Genomic DNA, 17651 nt, shown 5'->3' on the forward strand with positions numbered 1-17651 from the left:
GTGACAGGATCTGTGAAGTGCGCAGGCGAGTGATGTCGTTCAAGGCCGAGCAGATAGCGAGGCTGGCCGAGTCCGGGTGGTCTGGCTGCGAATCCGTGGCAGAAGCGGTGGCGCAGGCCGGGCTACCGGCGGTGACGCCTGACTACCTGGCGACCGCGTTCTCCGACGAGCTTTGGGAGGTCGCCGAGCGCACGGTGCTCGCCCTCCGCCACCACTTCGCCTCGGCTCGCTTCGCGGACGAGACGACCTACGGAATCCTGCTGCTCCCCGACCCCGGCAAGCTGGACACCCGACGCCCGATGACCGCGGCCGTGCGGGCGGATCAGCTCGGCACGCCCACCGAGGACGTGTTCGACCAGCGGTTGCCCGCAGGTTCCCTCGGCATCCGGCCCGGTAGGCCGTGGACCATGGTCGCCACGGTCACTGGTGTCCATGGGCCTTCTCTGGGCAGCCACAACCAGATCGTGAACGGGCCGGCGGCGTCGTTCACGGTGGCCGACGCTGACACCAGGGCGCTGATGATCCGTCAACTCTGGGGTGCCCGAGTTCTGCAGAGCGGCCGTGACCTGCCTGACTGCGAATCAAACCAGAGGTGGACGTTCACGCTGTTCCCCGGCGAGGGCCTCACCGATGGTCAGGCCGAGTCCGGCACCGTGCTCAAGGGCAGGGTGCGTTTTCGTCTCGGCAAGCCCGACCGCGGCATCGGATCCGCGCGCGTGGCTCCCGCCATCGCCGTCACCTAGAGGCTCGGCCTCGTCGTACCCGGCACCCAGCCCGTCCAGTGACCAACGCGCCGAGCGAGGGCTCATGGGTGGGCGTCGCGCGTTGCACCCTCATCGGCTTCGGCGCCGACGGCGGTCCCGGCCGGAACGGCGGGCGGCGGCCCCGACGCGGCGAGGCGGTCGCGCCGCGGCCCGGCGAACCGCCGCATGATCGGGCGCTCGACCAGGGCGAACAGCATCCAGGAGAGTACGAGCGTGACGGCGAGCAGCAGGACGACCACGCCCAGCGCGGCCGGGGTCGACAGGCCCCGGCCCGCGCCCAGCCACTGCTGGCCGTACGTCAGCACCAACTGGTGCCAGAGGTAGAAGGCGAAGGAGATCTCGCCGAGCCAGACCGCGGCGCGGCCGGGCAGGCTGGTCGGCGGGCGGGGCGGGGCGGCGGCCCCCGCCGCGATGACGAGGCCCATCGGCACCACCATGATGGCCGTCAGGGTGTAGGCCGCCGGGAACAGCGGCGCGAGCGCGTACGCCGCGATGGCCAGGGCGATAGAACCGCCGAGGTCCAGCGGCAGCCGTCGGCCGGTCATGACGATCCGCGCCAGAATCATCCCGAAGACGAAGTCCAGCATCCGCACGGGCGGGAACTGGTAGATGATCCAGAAGTCGTAGGCCGCGACGCCCGCCCCCGGAAGCGGGTCCCGCGGCAGCATGCTCGACGCCACCGGGACGAGGAAGATCACAACGGCCACGCCGGCCGCCCATGCCCACAGCCGCTCGGGCCGGATCGCGCGAATCGGCCGGATCAGCAGGGGGAACGCGAGGTAGAACAGCATCTCGCAGGAGAGCGACCACGAGACGCCGTTGAGGCTGGCCCGGATCTCGAACTGGGGGAACCACGACTGCACCAGGAGCAGGTTGAGCAGTGCCTGCCAGGCGTCGACATGGACTCCCGTCACCCAGGTCAGCAGCACGAAGGCGGCGACCAGCGTGACGACGTGACTGGGATAGATCTTGAAGAAGCGCCGCCGCCAGAACCCGCGGGCCGAGTGCCCTGGGCGGCTCGACCAGGTGAGGACGAAGCCGCTGAGCACGAAGAAGAAGCCGACACCCGCCCAGCCGGCCTGGGTGAAGATGGATAAGAGGGTCTGCTCAGCGCCCCGCTCCGCGAAGAACTGCGCCAGGGTGACGTGGAAGACGAAGACCATTGCCGCGGCGATGAAGCGCATCGCGGTCAGCGTCGGCAGCCGTTGCGGTAGCGAAGGCGCCGCTCCGGGAGGCTCATTGAACGTTTTGGCCCTTACGATCATCAGAAGACTCCTTACCTTCGTTCTGATCGTTATCGGAATCGTTCAGCCGACGGTCTGGCGTTCCTCCGTCCCTCCGGAATCACGTCCGCCGGTTCGACGCCCTTACCGTGACGCCCTCCGGCTCGGACGGCATCTTTCCAATTGCTGAATTTCACCGTCCGCTGGGGGCACGGCAATGCGGGAGATGCGCCGAGGCCGAGCCGGAGGCGACCATACGGCGCGCACGATCTTCTTGCCGGCTCCCAGAACGATGAGAAATCAAAGCGTCTGCGCTCAGTCCCGTCGAGAAACTCCGGGAGATCGTCAGCCGGGATCCCGAAGCCCGCCGCACTTCGACGTACGACAGGGCGAGCAGGCCCTCGACCTGCTCGCCCTGGGTGGAACGTGATGCGTTTCAGGAACGGCTTGCGGCGGCCCAGTGTTCGTCGACGAAGCGGCGGATCTCTCGGGCGTGTTCGCGGTCTTCGGGGGCTTGTCCGAGGAACATGCCGTGGCCGGCGGCTTCGAAGACGTGCAGTTCGGCGGGTACGCCTGCGGTGTGCAGGGCCCGGTGCATGCGGATGGTGTCCGACAGCAGCAGATCGCGGGTGCCGGACAGGAGGATGGTGGGCGGGAAGCCCTTGCCCAGGTCGCCGAACAACGGCGACAGGTACGCATCGCGCAGGTCGTGACCACCGGCGTAGAGCAGGATGGCCGGCCTCAAGGTCGCGGTGAGCACGATGTCGAGGCCGAGGTTGGTCTGGTAGGTGTCGCCTGTCATGGTCAGGTCGGTGGCCGGGGTGTTGAGCACCACCGCGGCCGGGAGCGGTAGACCCTCGTCACGGGCCCGCAGGATCAGCGCGGCAGCCAGGTTGCCGCCGGACGACACGCCACCGATGATGATCTCCTCGGGGCGGTGCTCTTGCAGCAGGGCCCGGTAGGCGGCCAGACAGTCGTCCAACGCCACGGGGAAGCGGTGATCGGGCGGCATCCGGTAGTCGACCGACCACACTCGGGCCCCCACCAGCGTGGCGGTGACGACGGCGATGGCTCGGCACATCTGCCCGCCGCCCAGGGTCCAGGAACCACCGTGAATGTCGAGATACACGCGCCGGTCGTCGGGTGAGACGTCTTCCGGGGTCACCACGTAGACCGGGAAGCCGCCGAGGTCGATCTCCTGGACGTTGTCCCCGCCGGGGGGCAACGCGCCGCCGAACAGCTCCAGTATCGCTTTCTCCTGCGCGGCGACCATCTGCCGCCAGCCGTCCAGGTCGTCGATCGCGGGCGGCGGTGAGGCCGGCCACTGATAGGGCGGCCCCGCCACCCCTCGCGCGAGTACGGCCTGGGCTTCCGGGCTCACCGATGCGGGCACCGCGATGTCGCGGGCCGGAAGGTGGACTGTCGGGCGCGGATCATCAACCATGGTCGTTGGTCTCCCTGCCGTGATCATTGCTCGGGGATTCACCCCGGAATGTGGACACCGACTGTCATGCAGCGATTAGCACATTAATCGGTCCGCCGTTCGCATTGGAGTAGTGCTTCCTGCGCGTGTTGTAGCGGATGAGCCACTCGAAGACCACCAGCCGGGCCTCGGCGGGCCGGGGCCCGGCGTTTGACACCTTGTAAGGCAGCACGTTTCCGGGACGCGTTCAGCGTGGTCACGGGCCATTTCCACGATGGACGGACGAGCGGACTCGAACCCCTGCCCTTCTGATCCGTGGCGCCCCAAAGGATTTCCAGATTTGTTTAGGTCCGTTCGTCGCGCTGGTTTCCGGAAGTCCAAATCCATCCCGTCGGTCCCGGTGGCTCCCAGGAGATCTCGCGCGACTCGCACGGGCGTGCCGGCCGTTTCCGAGGCTTCCTCAGCCGGGAGACTGGTAGGCCCGCCTGCCGCGGAAAGGGACCGCGGGCACGAGGCAGATCACGGCACCAGTTCCGTATTTTCGAAGAAGCGGCTGCGGGCTGAGGGCTTACTTTTGATAGTGTGGATCACCTGTGGGAATTCATCGACGTGCCGGAGGGCGGCCATTTGGCCAGGCCACGCGCTCATGCCGCCTTTCGCCGTCAGATCTGCTCGTGAGTGCCGTATCCAATGGATAAGGAAAAGCCTCGTGACAACTGCTTCCTCTGATCAGACTCTCGTTCCGGTCGCCCAACTGCTTTCTGAGTTCGGTGAGCAGGTCATCACCCCCGATGATCCGCGTTACGATCCGGCACGCACCGTCTACCAGGGCGGGATCGACCGCCGTCCGGCGGCGATCGTCCGGCCCCGGGATGCGGCGCAGGTCTCCCGGGTCGTGTCGATCGCCCGGGAGCACGACCTCGAACTGGCCGTTCGCGGCGGCGGCCACAGCAACGCCGGATACGGCGTGTGCGACGGCGGGCTGGTGCTCGATCTCAACGACATGCGTGAGATCGACATCGATGTTGAGGGACGTACCGCGTGGGTGCAGGCCGGGATGAGCGCCGGAGCCTACACCGAGGCGGTCGGCGCCCATGGTTTCGTCACCGGGTTCGGCGACACCGGTACCGTCGGGGTCGGCGGCATCACCCTCGGCGGCGGCATCGGCTTCCTCGTCCGCAAGTACGGGCTGACGATCGACGCCCTGCTGGCCGCCGAGATCGTGACGGCAGACGGCCAGATCCTGCACACCGACGCCGACACCCACCCCGACCTGTTCTGGGCGATCCGCGGCGGCGGAGGCAATTTCGGGGTGGCCACCCGGTTCAAGTTCCGCCTCCATGAACTCGAGTCGATCGTCGGAGGCATGCTCATCCTGCCCGCGACCGCCGAGACCATCGAGGCGTTCGCTGCGGCGTCCGAGGCGGCGCCGCTGGAGTTGACGACCATCGGCAACATCATGCCCGCGCCGCCGATGCCGTTCTTGCCCCCTGAGCAGCACGGGCAACTCATCATCATGGCGATGATGTGCTACGCGGGCGGGGCAGAGGACGGAGAGCGGGCCCTCGCGCCCTTCCGCGCCATCGCCACGCCGCTCGCGGACATGGTCCAGCCGATGCCGTACTCCGGCATGTTCCCTCCGGACGAGGACGACTTCCGCCCCATCGCCTCCTCACGCACGATGTTCATCGACCGGATCGACCGGGCGACGGCGGAGACGATCGTCGAGCGCATCCAGGCGTCGACCGCGTCGATGGCCGCCACACAGGTGCGGGTGCTCGGCGGTGCCATGGCGGACGTGCCCGCCGACGCCACCGCCTTCGCCCTCCGTCAGAGCAGGATCATGGTCAACCTGGCCGCCATCTACGAGGACCTGGGGGAAGCACCGGTCCACGACGCCTGGGTCGACGACTACGTCGTGGCCCTCCGTCAGAGCGACCACGGTGCGTACGTCAACTTCCTGGGCGACGAGGGCGAGGCACGTGTGCGTGCGGCCTACCCGGGAGGCGCCTGGGAGCGGCTCACGAAGATCAAGGCGGTCTACGACCCTACGAACCTCTTCCGGTTGAACCAGAACATCCCGCCCGCCTCATAACGTGACGCCCGTTCTAGGCTGACCCTCTCCACTGCGACTCCCCTGGCCCGGTCCAGGGGAGTCGTCCTGCTTCAGCGCTTCTGAAGCCACGCATTGATCAGCCGAGTAGCCAAGTGTGCCCTGAGCCGCAAAGGCTCCGCAGTACCAAGGCGCTTCATCGGGTGAGTTTCACGGCGAACACCGGGAACGAGTACTCGACCTGCTCATCCGAGTCGGCATCCTCCTCCGCGGAGACCTCGCGCAGATCAGCCCACGGCACCACACCGGGCTGCGCGTCCGCCGCCATCAGGGCGAGCACAGGTGCGGGACTGTCCACGGACCGAAACGGGCCCCCGAACGGCAGATCGTCCGGCTCGACAGAGGCCACCGAACACCGCAACTGGCCAGCCTGCTCGTCATACCAGGCATAGAACGTCACTGGTCCGGCGACATCGGCGAACCGCGCACTCAGCCGCTCGCCGACCGCGACGAGAGCCCGCTGCACATCGAAGCCCTCTGGGGCGATGCCGAATGCCACCAGGTTGCCCCGCGCCTCCGCGTTCACATTCCCCTGGTCGAGAACCAGTTCCTCGTCCACGAAGGACCATACGAGCTGAGCGAGACCGTCCGACACCCGCCATCTCCGATCACCCACACGATTCCGAATCAGGGCGACTATCCCATGAACCGAACCGCCGGGGGCGTTCATGAGACCGCACGACTGACGCGTCCCTTCGCGTGGCGCACAAGGAGGGCCTGCTTGCAAGCGGGCGCCGGTCACGACATGGACGTTGTGACGCTCCTGCTCAACCTCGGCGTCCCACCCCAGGAGAAGTCTCCGACGAGAGCGACTTCTTCGGTGATGTGGTCGTGGAGCGACGAGGTCCGGGTGTGGCCGCCGTACGGCTCGCTGACGGGGGCGCCCGGTTCTCTGGCGATCGGCCAGCAGACGGGCGCAGCAGACCATGATCAGGACGTGCACCGTTGTCTTACAGTTCCCAGCTTTGTGCCTGAGCCCTTTTCTCCGATCGAGGTTAGGCTTACCCGCACCGCGGAGTTGAATGGCCCAGTTTGCATTGGGCTTTGCCTCGGCGATGGCTACGCGCCCTTGCTGTCGGCTATGGTAGTAAATGCGACAGTACGGGACGTTTGGTGACATTCGACACCGAGTGCGCCCTGCTTGCAACGGCCCGTGAGCAGAAGAATGCTCGCCGCCAGCCACCCGTTCGGGAAGTTTCGAACCAGCGAGCCAATGCCAACGTAAGGGGCACTGTTCTCCGAAAAGAACGACCGAGATTACGGCTTTTAGCTGCGGTGCTTTTCACCCTTTCCTCCCTCCGCTACCTGACAGGAGAGGATCGTGTTCGCGCTTCCAGAACCGCGGAGAACCCAGCGGCGGCCTGTGCTCACGCTTGCGGTGGCCGTCTTGACACTCGGCGCCCAGCACGTCGCAGTACCCGCCGCCCACGCCGTCCCGCTCGCGACCGCGAACGTCGTCGCGCGGCAGGCTCGGGGCAACGTGGTGATCGAGTGGAACCGGACGCTGCTCACCATCGTGCGCAGTCCGCACGCACAGCCGTCCACCATCCACCCCACCCGGAACTTCGCCATGATGAGCGCAGCCGTCTATGACGCGGTCAACGCGATCAGCCACGCTCATCCCCTCTACGGCTCCAGCCTCGTCGCACCGGGGGACGCCTCCCGCCCCGCCGCAGCCGCGGCAGCCGCGCACGACACCCTCACCGCCCTGTACCCGGCGCGTAAGGTCAGCCTGGACCGCCAGTTGTCCACCGATCTCGCCGGCATTCCCGACGGCCGCGCCAAGCAGGAGGGCATCAAGGTCGGTGCCCAGGCGGCCCACGCCATCATCGCCCTGCGCGCGCACGACGGCGCCGACGCAACCCCGCCGCACTACACCACCACCGGCAAGCCCGGCGACTACCGGCCGACCCCGCCCGGCTTCAAGCCACCGGAGTTCACCCACTGGGGCAACGTCACCCCATTCGTACTCCGTACCGGCCACCAGTTCCGTCCCGCCGCGCCCCCGGCGCTGACCAGCCCTGCGTACTCGGCCGCCATCAACGAGGTCAAGGCCGTCGGCGCCGCCCACAGCACCACGCGCACGGCGGAACAGACCACGCTCGCCAAGCTCTGGAGCGGCCCCGCCCAGAACTACTGGTACGACACCGCCCAGCAGATCGCCCTCGCCCGCCACAGCGACCTCGACCAGTCGGCGGACCTGTTCGCCCTGCTCAACCTCACCCTCGCCGATGCCACCATCGGCATCTACGACGCCAAGTACACATACCGGTTCTGGCGACCGATCACCGCCATCCGCCTCGCCGCCGACAACCCGAACGTCAAACGAGACCCGAGTTGGTCCCCGCTCGTCGTCACCCCTCCCGACCCGTCCTACCCAGGCATGCACAGCGAGATCAGCACGGCCGCCGCCACAGTCCTCACCCGCTTCTACGGCGACCGCAACGCCTTCACCCTCACTTCACCCGCCGGCGGCCCTCAGACCTACCGCAAGCCCTATACCAGCTTGAGCGCCACCGCGACCGAAGCCGGGCTCAGCCGCATCTGGGGAGGCTTGCACAGCCGGCTCGATCATCAGGCAGGCAATGAACTCGGCACCTCCATCGCCCGCTACGTGCTCGGCCAGTCGAAGCTCGCCCCAGCCGTCCCGGGTTCGCCGACCGGAATGACCCCGGCGGCCAGCGCCACCCCCGCCAGCGCAACCGTCACGGTCCGAGACTCCAAGCTCGGCAAGATCCTCGTCGACGGCCAAGGACGCACGGTGTACGTGTTCGAGGCGGACAAGGGCACCAGCTCGACCTGCTACAGCACGTGCACGAACGCCTGGCCGCCACTGACCACCACGGACAAGCCGCAGGCCGCCGGCGGCGCATCAGCCGCCTTGCTCGGCACCACCACCAGGACCGACCACACCACCCAGGTCACCTACAACGGCCACCCGCTGTACTACTTCGTCAACGACATCAAGCCCGGCGACACCGTCGGGCAGGGTCTCAACTCCTTTGGCGCGAAGTGGTACGTGGTCAACCCGGAGGGCAACAAGATCAAAACAGGCTGAGTGCTGTCGGGGTCAGGTGCCGACGTAGGCCGCGAGGTGCTCGCCGGTGAGGGTGGAGCGGGCGGCGACGAGGTCCGCGGGAGTGCCCTCGAAGACGATCCGGCCGCCGTCGTGACCGGCGCCGGGGCCGAGGTCGACGATCCAGTCGGCGTACGCCATGACCGCCTGGTGGTGCTCGATGACGATGACCGACTTGCCGGAGTCGACGAGCCGGTCGAGCAGGCCGAGCAGCTGCTCGACGTCGGCAAGGTGCAGGCCGGTGGTCGGCTCGTCCAGGACATACACGCCGCCCTTCTCGGCCATGTGGGTGGCCAGCTTGAGCCGCTGCCGCTCGCCGCCGGACAGCGTGGTGAGCGGCTGGCCGAGGCTGAGGTAGCCGAGCCCGACGTCGGCGAGCCGGTTGAGGACGGCGTGCGCGGCAGGCGTGCGCGCCTCCCCGGCGCCGAAGAACTCCTCGGCCTCGGTCACCGACATCGCGAGCACCTCGCTGATGTCGCGGCCGCCGAAGTGGTACTCCAGCACCGATGCCTGGAACCGCTTCCCTTCGCACTCATCGCAGGTGGTGGCGACGCCGGCCATCATCGCCAGGTCGGTGTAGATGACGCCGGCGCCGTTGCAGTTGGGGCAGGCGCCCTCGGAGTTGGCGCTGAACAGCGCCGGCTTCACGCCGTTGGCCTTCGCGAACGCCTTGCGGATCGGGTCGAGCAGCCCGGTGTAGGTCGCCGGGTTGCTGCGTCGCGAGCCGCGGATGGGCGCCTGGTCGACCGACACGACGCCCGCGGAGGCGGGGATGGAGCCGTGGATCAGCGAGCTCTTGCCGGAGCCGGCGACGCCGGTGACGACGCAGAGGACGCCGAGCGGGATGTCGACGTCGACGTCCTGGAGGTTGTGACGGGTGGCGCCGCGGATCTCCAGCGTGCCGGTGGGCTTCCGCACCGTCTCCTTGAGGGCGGCCCGGTCGTCGAAATGGCGGCCGGTGATGGTGCCGCTGGCCCGCAGCCCCTCGACGGTGCCCTCGAAGCAGACGGCGCCGCCCGCCGTACCAGCACCGGGGCCGAGGTCGACGACGTGGTCGGCGATCGCGATCGTCTCCGGCTTGTGCTCCACGACGAGCACCGTGTTGCCCTTGTCCCGCAGCCGCAGCAGCAGGTCGTTCATCCGCTGGATGTCATGAGGGTGCAGGCCGATGGTGGGCTCGTCGAAGACGTAGGTGGTGTCGGTGAGCGAGGAGCCGAGGTGGCGGATCATCTTGACGCGCTGCGCCTCGCCGCCCGACAGCGTGCCCGCCGGCCGTTCGAGCGAGAGGTAGCCCAGCCCGATCTCCACGAACGAGTCGAGGGTGTGCAGCAGTTTGGCGAGCAGCGGCGCGACCGACGGCTCGTCGAGGCCACGGATCCATTCGGCGAGGTCGCTGATCTGCATCGCGCAGGCGTCGGCGATGTTGATGCCCTCGATCTTCGAGGAACGGGCCTGCTTGCTGAGCCGGGTGCCGTCGCACTCGGGACAGGTGGTGAAGGTGACCGCCCGGTCCACGAACTCCCGGATGTGCGGCTGCATCGCCTCCCGGTCCTTGGACAGGAACGACTTCTGGATCTTGGGGATCAGCCCCTCGTAGGTGAGGTTGACGCCGTCGACCTTGACCTTGGTCGGCTCCTTGTAGAGGAAGTCCTGGAGCTCCTTCTTGGTGTACTGGCGGATCGGCTTGTTCGGGTCGACGAAGCCCGACTCGGCGTAGACCCGCACCGTCCAGAAGCTGTCGGACTTCCAGCCGGGGATGGTGAACGCGCCCTCGGCGAGTGACTTGGAGTCGTCGTACAGCTGGGTCAGGTCGATGTCGTTGACCGCGCCCCTGCCCTCGCAGCGCGGGCACATGCCGCCGGTGATGCTGAAGCTGCGACGCTCCCTCATGGTCTTCCCGGCGCGCTCCAGCGTGACCGCACCCGCTCCGCTTATCGAGGCGACGTTGAAGGAGAACGCCTGAGGAGAGCCGATGTGCGGCTGCCCGAGCCGACTGAAGAGGATGCGCAGCATCGCGTTGACGTCGGTGGCGGTGCCGACGGTGGAGCGGGGGTCGGCGCCCATCCGCTGCTGGTCGACGATGATCGCGGTCGTCAGCCCATCGAGTACGTCGACCTCGGGCCGCGCCAGCGTCGGCATGAAGCCCTGTACGAAGGCGCTGTAGGTCTCGTTGATCAGCCGCTGCGACTCCGCGGCGATCGTGCCGAACACCAGCGAGCTCTTGCCCGAGCCGGAGACGCCAGTGAAGACCGTCAGCCGGCGCTTCGGGAGCTCGACGCTGACGTCCTTGAGGTTGTTCACGCGCGCGCCGTGCACGCGGATCAGATCGTGGCTGTCGGCAACGTGCGGCGCGGACGACTGCGTGTCCGTCCTCGTGGCCATGGTCATCGTGTCTCCATCTGTTCGGCGGGGCCGCCTTCGCGGCCTCCGTTGGCGCCGCCCGGCTCAATCTGACCAGTTTTGAGCATTATGTCTGGTTTCTCCGTCGTTGGCGCGGGTCGCGGCAACGGTCCCCTGTCTACCTGATCGGCGGGGTCGGCCGGGGTCGCGCTCGGCGCAAGAACCACGGCATCCAGGCCGCTTCGGCCCGTGGAGCCTCCGGGCCCCGGCCGTCGCGCATCTCGTTCACCTCGCGCCAAGCCTGGATGCGGCGCGAGGAGATACGGAACCAGCGGCGCCTCGCCGTCCCGGTCGTGCGCGGCCTCCTTCACGTGACGTCTGTGCAGGTCAGGGCCGCGAGCGCCGGACGGCTCAGCGCAGCTCCTGAATGCGGATCAGGTTGCCCGCGTGATCGCGGAAGGCGCAGTCGCGAACGCCGTACGGCTGCTCGGTCGGCTCCTGGACGACCTCGGCGCCGCTGGCCTCCACCCGCTCGAAGGTGCCGTCGAGGTCGGCGGCGGCCAGGAGGATGCCGGCATAGGTGCCCTTGGCCATCATCTCGGCGATGGTGCGACGCTCGTCGTCGGTGACGCCGGGGTCGGCGGCCGGCGGGTGCAGGACGATGGACGTGCTGGGCTGGCCGGCGGGGCCGACCGTGAGCCAGCGCATTCCGCCGTATCCGACGTCCTTGCGGACCTCGAAGCCGAGGGTGTCGCGGTAGAAGGCCAGGGATTCGTCCGGGTCGTTGTGCGGGAGGAAGCTCGCGTGAATGGTGATGTCCATGGCGGTCACGCTAGGCGCGGTTCGGCAATCGGCGCTTCTCGATTCCTGATCGGTCTGGTCACCTGCTTCGCCACGCAGGACGGCATCCCCGCCGTCGTGCGCGCCGCCTGGCGCCGATACACGCTGGGCGGCACACCGACCAACTCGGTGAAGCGCGTGCTGAAAGTGCCCAGCGACGAGCAGCCGACCGCGAAACACACCTCGGTGACGCTGAGGTCGCCACGACGCAGCAGCGCCATCGCGCGCTCGATGCGCCGCGTCATCAGATAGGCGTACGGCGACTCGCCGTAGGCGAGCCGGAACTGGCGGCTGAGGTGCCCGGCCGACATGTTCACACCGCGGGCGAGCGCCTCGACGTCCAGCGGCTGTGCGTACTCCCGGTCGATCCGGTCGCGGACGCGGCGCAGCCGCGCGAGGTCGCGCAGGTGCTGCTCTGCGGCGGGTCTGCTGGCCACCTGCGCATCGTACGTCGCACCGGAGTCGCCCAGCGCCGCCGGCGTCCCACCCCACCGCTCCCCCGTCCATGACGTGCCGATCGAGTGCGCCAGGTAGAGCGCTCCGCAGCGGTGTTCCGGGGCCGTTGTCGCCTGTTCTCAGTTGACTGGCCAAGTCTCAGCAGATGTGTGCCTTTTGCAGCAGTCCGACCACGCGAACTCGAAGGCCGCTCAGCGGCAATCAGTCATTGAAGAGCCAGACGGTTGAGCGGCGGGCACGAGCTCAAGGCAGCGGCCTGGTGGCTGCCCCAGCCGAACCGCTCAGCCGGCCCCATGAAAATCGAAAGGCCGAGGCTAATGCGCGTGTTCTTAGGTATGGCCGCGAAGCGTCCGGGGGTGGATATCGGTCAACCTCTCTCCTTGGCCCGTTCGCTTCTCGGTGACGTGTTTCCTGTGCCGTTGGAAACCGTCGATGCCGCCGAGTGGGCAGGCAGGGGCGCCGCGTTGCTCGCCTGGTCCAATGAGGAAGGGGCCGGTGCACACCCACTGCTGATCGTGCGGGGGGACCATGGCGGCTTAGGCATAAGCGGCACGCTTGCCTCACAGCGGGACGCACGGCGTCTCATCCAAGCTTCCGATCTGAGTGATGTGGTGGCGGATATCGCTGGTTGCTTCTCCGCCCTCCGCGTGGCGGAGGGAGAGCTTCAAGCAGCAACGGCAAGCACCAGGGCTCTTTCCGTCTTCTACGCTGAGAACGAAGATCTCCATCTGGTGGGAACTCGCGCTCTGCACGTGCACCTCGTGGCGAACGGAGGAAAGGTCTCCTGGAACGAGATAGCCCTGCAAACCATGATCCGTCAGGGGTACTTCCTCTCCGATGAGACCCCTTACCGAGGTGTGACGGCGCTTGGGCCATCCTCCGTGATCACGATCAAGGACGGTCGTAGGAGGATCATCACGCGTCCGCTGCCGCCGGCACCACCAGCGCCGACATCGGCCAGAGCCAAACGTAAGTCGATCAGGCAGTTGAGTGACGCCCTCGTCGCCGCCGTTGAGCCGTTGATGGCCGTATCTGAACCGGTTAATCTAGCGCTGACCGGTGGGCGCGACAGCCGTCTGATGGCGGCGCTTCTACACGCGGGCCATATCCCTTTCCGCGTAACGACCAACGGTCTCGATACCCACCCCGACGTGATCATCGCCAGGGCGATCGCCGCTCGGTTACGTATACACCACACGGTCATCCCACCTGTGCAGACCGAGGCGAAGGACGCCGTGCTCGTCCCGCACCCGAGCCTGCGCACCTATGAGGTCATCCGAGCCTGCGAAGGCATGACCTCGGCGTACGAGAGCATCGTGGACTACCGCCCGTACTCCACGATGCCGACCATGTCCGGGCAGAGCGGTGAGATCCTCAGGGGCGGTTTCCTCTACAGTCAGGGGCAGACCACCGACAAGGCGATGCATCGCAGGGTCAATGACTTCTTCCTCAAGAACGAACCGCTGTTCACCGACGAAGCGAACGAGCATGCCCGCGGGCTTGCGGAGCCATGGCTGCGACGAGTTGGCGAGAACCCGTGGGAAGTGCTCGACCACCTGTATGTCACGTACCGCGTGGGACGTTGGCACGCCTCGGCAAGAGTAGGGTCCCTGCGGCGCGGGGATCCGATTCAGCCGTTCCTCGACAATCGCATGGTGGTCGAGGCGCTGTCACTCGATCCGCAATGGCGGCATTCGGAAGAAGTCGTCTACGCGTTGATCAGCCGATTGGCTCCCGGCCTGCAGGAGATCGAACTTGAGGGCAAGCCCTGGCGCTTCCAAACCGGGGAGGCGAAAGCACCGCGTAGATGGTGGCAGCGAGTGCGGACTTCCATGCCGCCCGCTCCGAAGCGTGGCAACAACTGGAATTGGCGTACCAGCCCAGGGCCCCATCTGTCCGCTCTGCTCGCAGAGTTCGTGCTCGAGCGAGCCGACGCCCTGGCCTCCCTCGTACGCGGCGACGAGTTGAAGGCTTTCTTCTCCGAACCTGTCGTGAAGCAGCCTGCACTGGCCTGGAACCTTTACACGGTCGCCGCCCTGCTTACCGGCGTCTTTCCAGGAAAACCTCCCGCAAGCACAGATCCGATTCGTATGGAGATCCCGCAGGAGCCCTGAAGGAATGCCTTGGCGATCCCGCTGCGGCGCGGCGAACTCCTCGGGCCCCGCCGGCAAGACGTCCACTTGGAGTTCGGCACTCTGGAAGTGGCCCACACCCTCCAACGGGTCGGCGGTCGCCCCCAGTTCGTCAAGCCCGAGACAGAGGACTCGGCGCGAACAATTCCACTCCCTCGGTTGACAAACGGCACCGACCGCACCGCCATGAGCACACCCGCTCCAGGGCGTTGCCGTGATTCCAGCCTGCCGCATGGATCCGCTACGCCACCTCGTACGTCAGCATCTTGGCTGTCCAAAGATGGCGGTCAGGGGCGCTGCTACGAGGCGATCTCGCCACTTCCTCAAGCGGCATAGCGGTTCACCTTGTGTCGGCGTACGGGTTCCAGCGCAGACCAGGTTCAGATCTCCGTGAAGAGATGATCGCCAGGTGCCAGGTGTGATCTTTAGACGCTCTTGCTCTGTTGCCAGGCCGCGGACAGGTGTCGGTGCTATCAGCCACGAGCCTGCCAGGTACACAGGCAGGCCCGGTTGCCTTCGGGGTCGGCGAGTACCCAGAAGCTCGGCGCCTCATCGTCGCTGACCAGCGTGCCACCGGCGGCGAGTGCCGCGTCTATCCGTGGCTGGACCTGCGCAGGATCCACCCACACGTCGAGATGCCAGCGCTGGCGGGGTTCCTCGGTGCCGGACGTCTGGAACCACACGGTCGGATGAACGTCGGCTGGGTCGCGGAGTTCGTCGCCGATGTCAGGGCCGGACAGATGCTCCATCGCCAGCACCGCGGCCCAGAAGGGCAGAATCGACTCTTGGACCGGGGTGTCGAGGGCGAGTTCGAGCCGGGAGACGTTCGAGGACTCCAGCTGCACCCCGGCGTCGGCAGCGATGGAGGAGACGACGCGGGCCAACCGAATATCGCGGTCTGTGACCGCGCGCTCGTCGTGGCTGCTCAACCGAACGTCTACGTGGGTGTAGCGCAGGTTGAGGTCGGGATGATGGTTCATCTCCTCGGCTGCCGCGCCGATGGCGTTGACGACTGAGAGCCCGGTCGCGAAGTTCTTGGTGTGGATGCGGGTCTGCAGGCCGCCGAGCAGGTACGCCCACCCGTCCAGCCCTTCGTCTGCGATCTGCTGTCCGGTTAGCTTGCTCATAGGACATCCTTGCATGTCAGGCACCTGACGACGGCCAGTCACGGATCTACACGCTTACCCGTTCTCAACTCCGCATTCCTACACCTTGACAACTTCATTGAGCATCGTCACGGCCTCAGCGACCACCCGCAGTCTTCTGATCTGTAGGGAAGCTCCAGCATGCCGCTGACAGGCGCTGTGCGCCTACCACTTGGAATCACCGGTCTGCACAGGATCGTTATAAGACATCTCTTATCTCGCCACCACCACCCTCATACTCTTTCCCTGCTATATCCCCCCAAGCAAGGACGCTGATGAAGCTCTTATTAGCAGGCCTCGTCGCAACGGCCGCGACCGTGTGCGCGGTGGCCGTACCCGCTCAGGCGGCATCCGTGCAGGCCGCTCCAGTGGACCTGGTGAAAACCCTGAAGGCCCAGCTGGTCCCGGGCAAAGGCGTAAAGATCAACCAATCAAGCGACATCACCCTCGATTTCACCGCCAACGACCAGGCTATGCAGGTAAAGGTGAGCACCCGCACGTTCGGCACCCTGGCTTTCGGCAAGGGCAACGCAGCGGCTGCCGACCTCCGTATCCGGATGTCCTCACGCCAGAAAGGGCCCAACCCTCCCTATCGGGTCATCGCTGAGGGCAGAAACGCCTACGTGACCAACGCCGGAATCGCCAAGGCACTGCCTTCTGGTCGTCCCTGGATCCAGTCGAAGACCAGTGGGCACGAAAACGCCGTCCTCAACGTGGGCGTCACTCCAACGGAACTCCAGTTCATGCTGGATAACGCATCAGAAGTGGCGACCGGCGAATATCAGGGCACCGCCACACTCGCCGATTTCCGGCACGACAAGTCCGCCGGGGAAGGCAACGTCGAGTTCCACCTGTACTTCGATGCGCACAACCTGCTCACCCGCACGGTCGTCGACACGACTGCCTACCCGGACGGCGACACCACGGCCTATGACCAGATGGTCTTCCACACCGATACCAAGTATTCGGACTGGGGCGTCAAGGTGAAGATCGCCGCACCGGCGGCCAACAAGGTCATCAGCGAGACGAAACTCAACGCGAAGACCCGCAAGGCCGTCATAAAGGCTGGCTATCCGGAGAGCGGCCCCTTCTAACCTGCGCCAAGAAGGAACCGACGTCGGCGGGCAACTCGCTTACATCTTTCCCGCCGGAGCGGCGTCCCCTTCGGAGGAGCATGGGAACTAATCAGGAGGCGCTGAGCCCTTTTCATCCGTGGCCGAGCTTTCCTGCGGATCTGGCGAAAGGCCCGTGAGACGGCTCGGAGCGCCGAGGACCACGCCTCACTGCCTGCCTCTTCACGTGGCTCAACGCGGGCGTTCCGCCGAAGCAGGTAGCCGAGTGGCAGGCAACGGTGTGGAGGTCGGGCCTTCGAGAAATGCCTCATGGGTCAAGACGAGATCGTCAAGCGGCGAATCAGCGAGGTCGTGGGCTCCAGCGCCTCCGGCGCCTGGCTCGTTACAGGTACGCTCGCGTTCTCGGGCGCCGACGTGTTCGACGTACTGGAGGAGCAGACGTCTGCACGGCGGCTCCACCTGTGACGGGCGGAAGGCGCCGCACTTCCGGCGTCCGCGCTGGCCCTGACGGCGCGTTCACCTTCGCCGACATTCCGTCCGTCTCCGGGGCGATCACGTATGACGTGCTCTGGAACGGCAACTCGAACTTCCGGTGGAGCAGGACCTTGGCGACCGTCACGGTGGCCAGGCAGATCATCATCACGGTTCGGGGACGCTCGTAGCCGGTAGCCGGCGCAGGATGGTGGGAGCCAGCGATTCGGCCCCTGCCATCCGCTCGACCTCAGCAGGTCGTGCGGGTGGCGTGAGGTCGGTGGCCCGCAGCTCCAAGGTCGCGTCCGTCGAGGACCTCGATGTCGGTGATGACCGTCGCAGTTGGATTCAGGCTCAGCCAGATGACGTCCTCACCATCACGTTCCAGCTGCACCACCCAGAAACCCGACGACCCCGGCAGGGCGGTCAAAAGGTTGGTGCAGGTGGGAGTACAGGTGCACACGCCGTAGAACAGCAGATCTTCTACCGTGTCCGCTAAAGGATCACCCTCATCCTCGGCACGCAGTAACGCGATGATGTCAGCGGCGAGGCCGGGAAATACCTCCGCCAAGCGCGGGTGATGGGCGGCAGCCAC

Annotated in this window: 15 protein-coding genes; 7 read left to right on the forward strand and 8 right to left on the reverse strand. The window is 66.7% G+C overall.

The window, feature by feature from the left end; genetic code table 11:
• Window positions 1–17 precede the first annotated feature (17 nt).
• The gene (locus ABT294_RS42430; protein WP_350812132.1) at window positions 18–743 is read left to right on the forward strand and encodes a hypothetical protein; all 726 of its coding nucleotides are present in this window, start codon (window positions 18–20) and stop codon (window positions 741–743) included.
• A gap of 62 nt (window positions 744–805) precedes the next feature.
• Here the strand turns inward: ABT294_RS42430 and ABT294_RS42435 are convergent, their stop codons facing one another.
• Together ABT294_RS42435 and ABT294_RS42440 are read right to left on the reverse strand one after the other, a co-directional pair.
• A complete protein-coding gene (locus ABT294_RS42435; RefSeq protein WP_350812133.1) occupies window positions 806–1948 on the reverse strand; it encodes an acyltransferase family protein in 1143 nt (380 codons plus the stop codon).
• A gap of 475 nt (window positions 1949–2423) precedes the next feature.
• Window positions 2424–3431 carry an alpha/beta hydrolase gene (locus ABT294_RS42440; protein ID WP_350812134.1) on the reverse strand — a complete coding sequence of 336 codons (1008 nt, stop codon included), beginning with the start codon at window positions 3429–3431 and terminating at the stop codon, window positions 2424–2426.
• 688 nt (window positions 3432–4119) lie between these two features.
• Between ABT294_RS42440 and ABT294_RS42445 the strand changes: the two genes are divergently transcribed.
• The gene (locus ABT294_RS42445; protein ID WP_350812135.1) at window positions 4120–5505 is read left to right on the forward strand and encodes an FAD-binding oxidoreductase; all 1386 of its coding nucleotides are present in this window, start codon (window positions 4120–4122) and stop codon (window positions 5503–5505) included.
• 154 nt (window positions 5506–5659) lie between these two features.
• Here ABT294_RS42445 and ABT294_RS42450 read toward each other — a convergent pair whose 3' ends face one another.
• Window positions 5660–6082, reverse strand: coding sequence for a hypothetical protein (locus ABT294_RS42450; protein ID WP_350812136.1), 423 nt, complete (start codon window positions 6080–6082; stop codon window positions 5660–5662).
• Between the two features lie 819 nt (window positions 6083–6901).
• Between ABT294_RS42450 and ABT294_RS42455 the strand changes: the two genes are divergently transcribed.
• Entirely contained in the window at window positions 6902–8581 is a 1680-nt protein-coding gene (locus tag ABT294_RS42455; protein ID WP_350812137.1) for a phosphatase PAP2 family protein, read from the forward strand.
• Between the two features lie 12 nt (window positions 8582–8593).
• On the opposite strand, the gene ABT294_RS42460 is transcribed toward ABT294_RS42455, so the two are convergent.
• From ABT294_RS42460 to ABT294_RS42470, 3 genes are all read right to left on the reverse strand, one after another.
• Window positions 8594–10987, reverse strand: a complete 2394-nt coding sequence (locus ABT294_RS42460) for an ATP-binding cassette domain-containing protein (RefSeq protein WP_350812138.1) — start codon at window positions 10985–10987, stop codon at window positions 8594–8596.
• A gap of 363 nt (window positions 10988–11350) precedes the next feature.
• Window positions 11351–11761 carry a VOC family protein gene (locus ABT294_RS42465; RefSeq protein ID WP_350812139.1) on the reverse strand — a complete coding sequence of 137 codons (411 nt, stop codon included), beginning with the start codon at window positions 11759–11761 and terminating at the stop codon, window positions 11351–11353.
• Between the two features lie 5 nt (window positions 11762–11766).
• A complete protein-coding gene (locus tag ABT294_RS42470; RefSeq protein ID WP_350812140.1) occupies window positions 11767–12216 on the reverse strand; it encodes a helix-turn-helix transcriptional regulator in 450 nt (149 codons plus the stop codon).
• A 243-nt stretch (window positions 12217–12459) separates the two neighbouring features.
• On the opposite strand from ABT294_RS42470, the gene ABT294_RS42475 reads away from it, so the two are divergent.
• A complete protein-coding gene (locus ABT294_RS42475) occupies window positions 12460–14349 on the forward strand; it encodes an asparagine synthase-related protein (protein WP_350812141.1) in 1890 nt (629 codons plus the stop codon).
• A gap of 491 nt (window positions 14350–14840) precedes the next feature.
• Here ABT294_RS42475 and ABT294_RS42480 read toward each other — a convergent pair whose 3' ends face one another.
• Window positions 14841–15494: a 4a-hydroxytetrahydrobiopterin dehydratase gene (locus tag ABT294_RS42480; RefSeq protein ID WP_350812142.1), complete on the reverse strand. Its 654-nt coding sequence runs from the start codon at window positions 15492–15494 to the stop codon at window positions 14841–14843.
• 293 nt (window positions 15495–15787) lie between these two features.
• Here ABT294_RS42480 and ABT294_RS42485 point away from each other — a divergent pair, with 293 nt between their 5' ends.
• From ABT294_RS42485 to ABT294_RS42495, 3 genes are all read left to right on the forward strand, one after another.
• A complete protein-coding gene (locus tag ABT294_RS42485) occupies window positions 15788–16606 on the forward strand; it encodes a hypothetical protein (RefSeq protein ID WP_350812143.1) in 819 nt (272 codons plus the stop codon).
• A gap of 288 nt (window positions 16607–16894) precedes the next feature.
• Window positions 16895–17050 carry a hypothetical protein gene (locus ABT294_RS42490; protein ID WP_350812144.1) on the forward strand — a complete coding sequence of 52 codons (156 nt, stop codon included), beginning with the start codon at window positions 16895–16897 and terminating at the stop codon, window positions 17048–17050.
• Window positions 17047–17247 (forward strand): hypothetical protein, encoded by a 201-nt coding sequence (locus ABT294_RS42495; protein WP_350812145.1) that lies wholly within the window; start codon window positions 17047–17049, stop codon window positions 17245–17247. The genes ABT294_RS42490 and ABT294_RS42495 overlap by 4 nt, the downstream gene beginning before the upstream one ends.
• Before the next feature lie 59 nt (window positions 17248–17306).
• Here ABT294_RS42495 and ABT294_RS42500 read toward each other — a convergent pair whose 3' ends face one another.
• Window positions 17307–17651: a hypothetical protein gene (locus tag ABT294_RS42500; RefSeq protein ID WP_350812146.1), complete on the reverse strand. Its 345-nt coding sequence runs from the start codon at window positions 17649–17651 to the stop codon at window positions 17307–17309.

It is taken from the genome of Nonomuraea sp. NPDC000554, from assembly GCF_040300065.1.
Classification (GTDB): Bacteria; Actinomycetota; Actinomycetes; order Streptosporangiales; family Streptosporangiaceae; genus Nonomuraea.

Coding starts and splice junctions, on each gene's coding strand:
- ABT294_RS42480 (WP_350812142.1), bottom strand. CDS start 15,494: ATGAGCAAGCTAACCGGACAGCAGATCGCAGACGAAGGGCTGGACGGG.
- ABT294_RS42440 (WP_350812134.1), bottom strand. CDS start 3,431: ATGGTTGATGATCCGCGCCCGACAGTCCACCTTCCGGCCCGCGACATC.
- ABT294_RS42465 (WP_350812139.1), bottom strand. CDS start 11,761: ATGGACATCACCATTCACGCGAGCTTCCTCCCGCACAACGACCCGGAC.
- ABT294_RS42490 (WP_350812144.1), top strand. CDS start 16,895: ATGGGTCAAGACGAGATCGTCAAGCGGCGAATCAGCGAGGTCGTGGGC.
- ABT294_RS42460 (WP_350812138.1), bottom strand. CDS start 10,987: ATGACCATGGCCACGAGGACGGACACGCAGTCGTCCGCGCCGCACGTT.
- ABT294_RS42485 (WP_350812143.1), top strand. CDS start 15,788: ATGAAGCTCTTATTAGCAGGCCTCGTCGCAACGGCCGCGACCGTGTGC.
- ABT294_RS42435 (WP_350812133.1), bottom strand. CDS start 1,948: ATGCGCTTCATCGCCGCGGCAATGGTCTTCGTCTTCCACGTCACCCTG.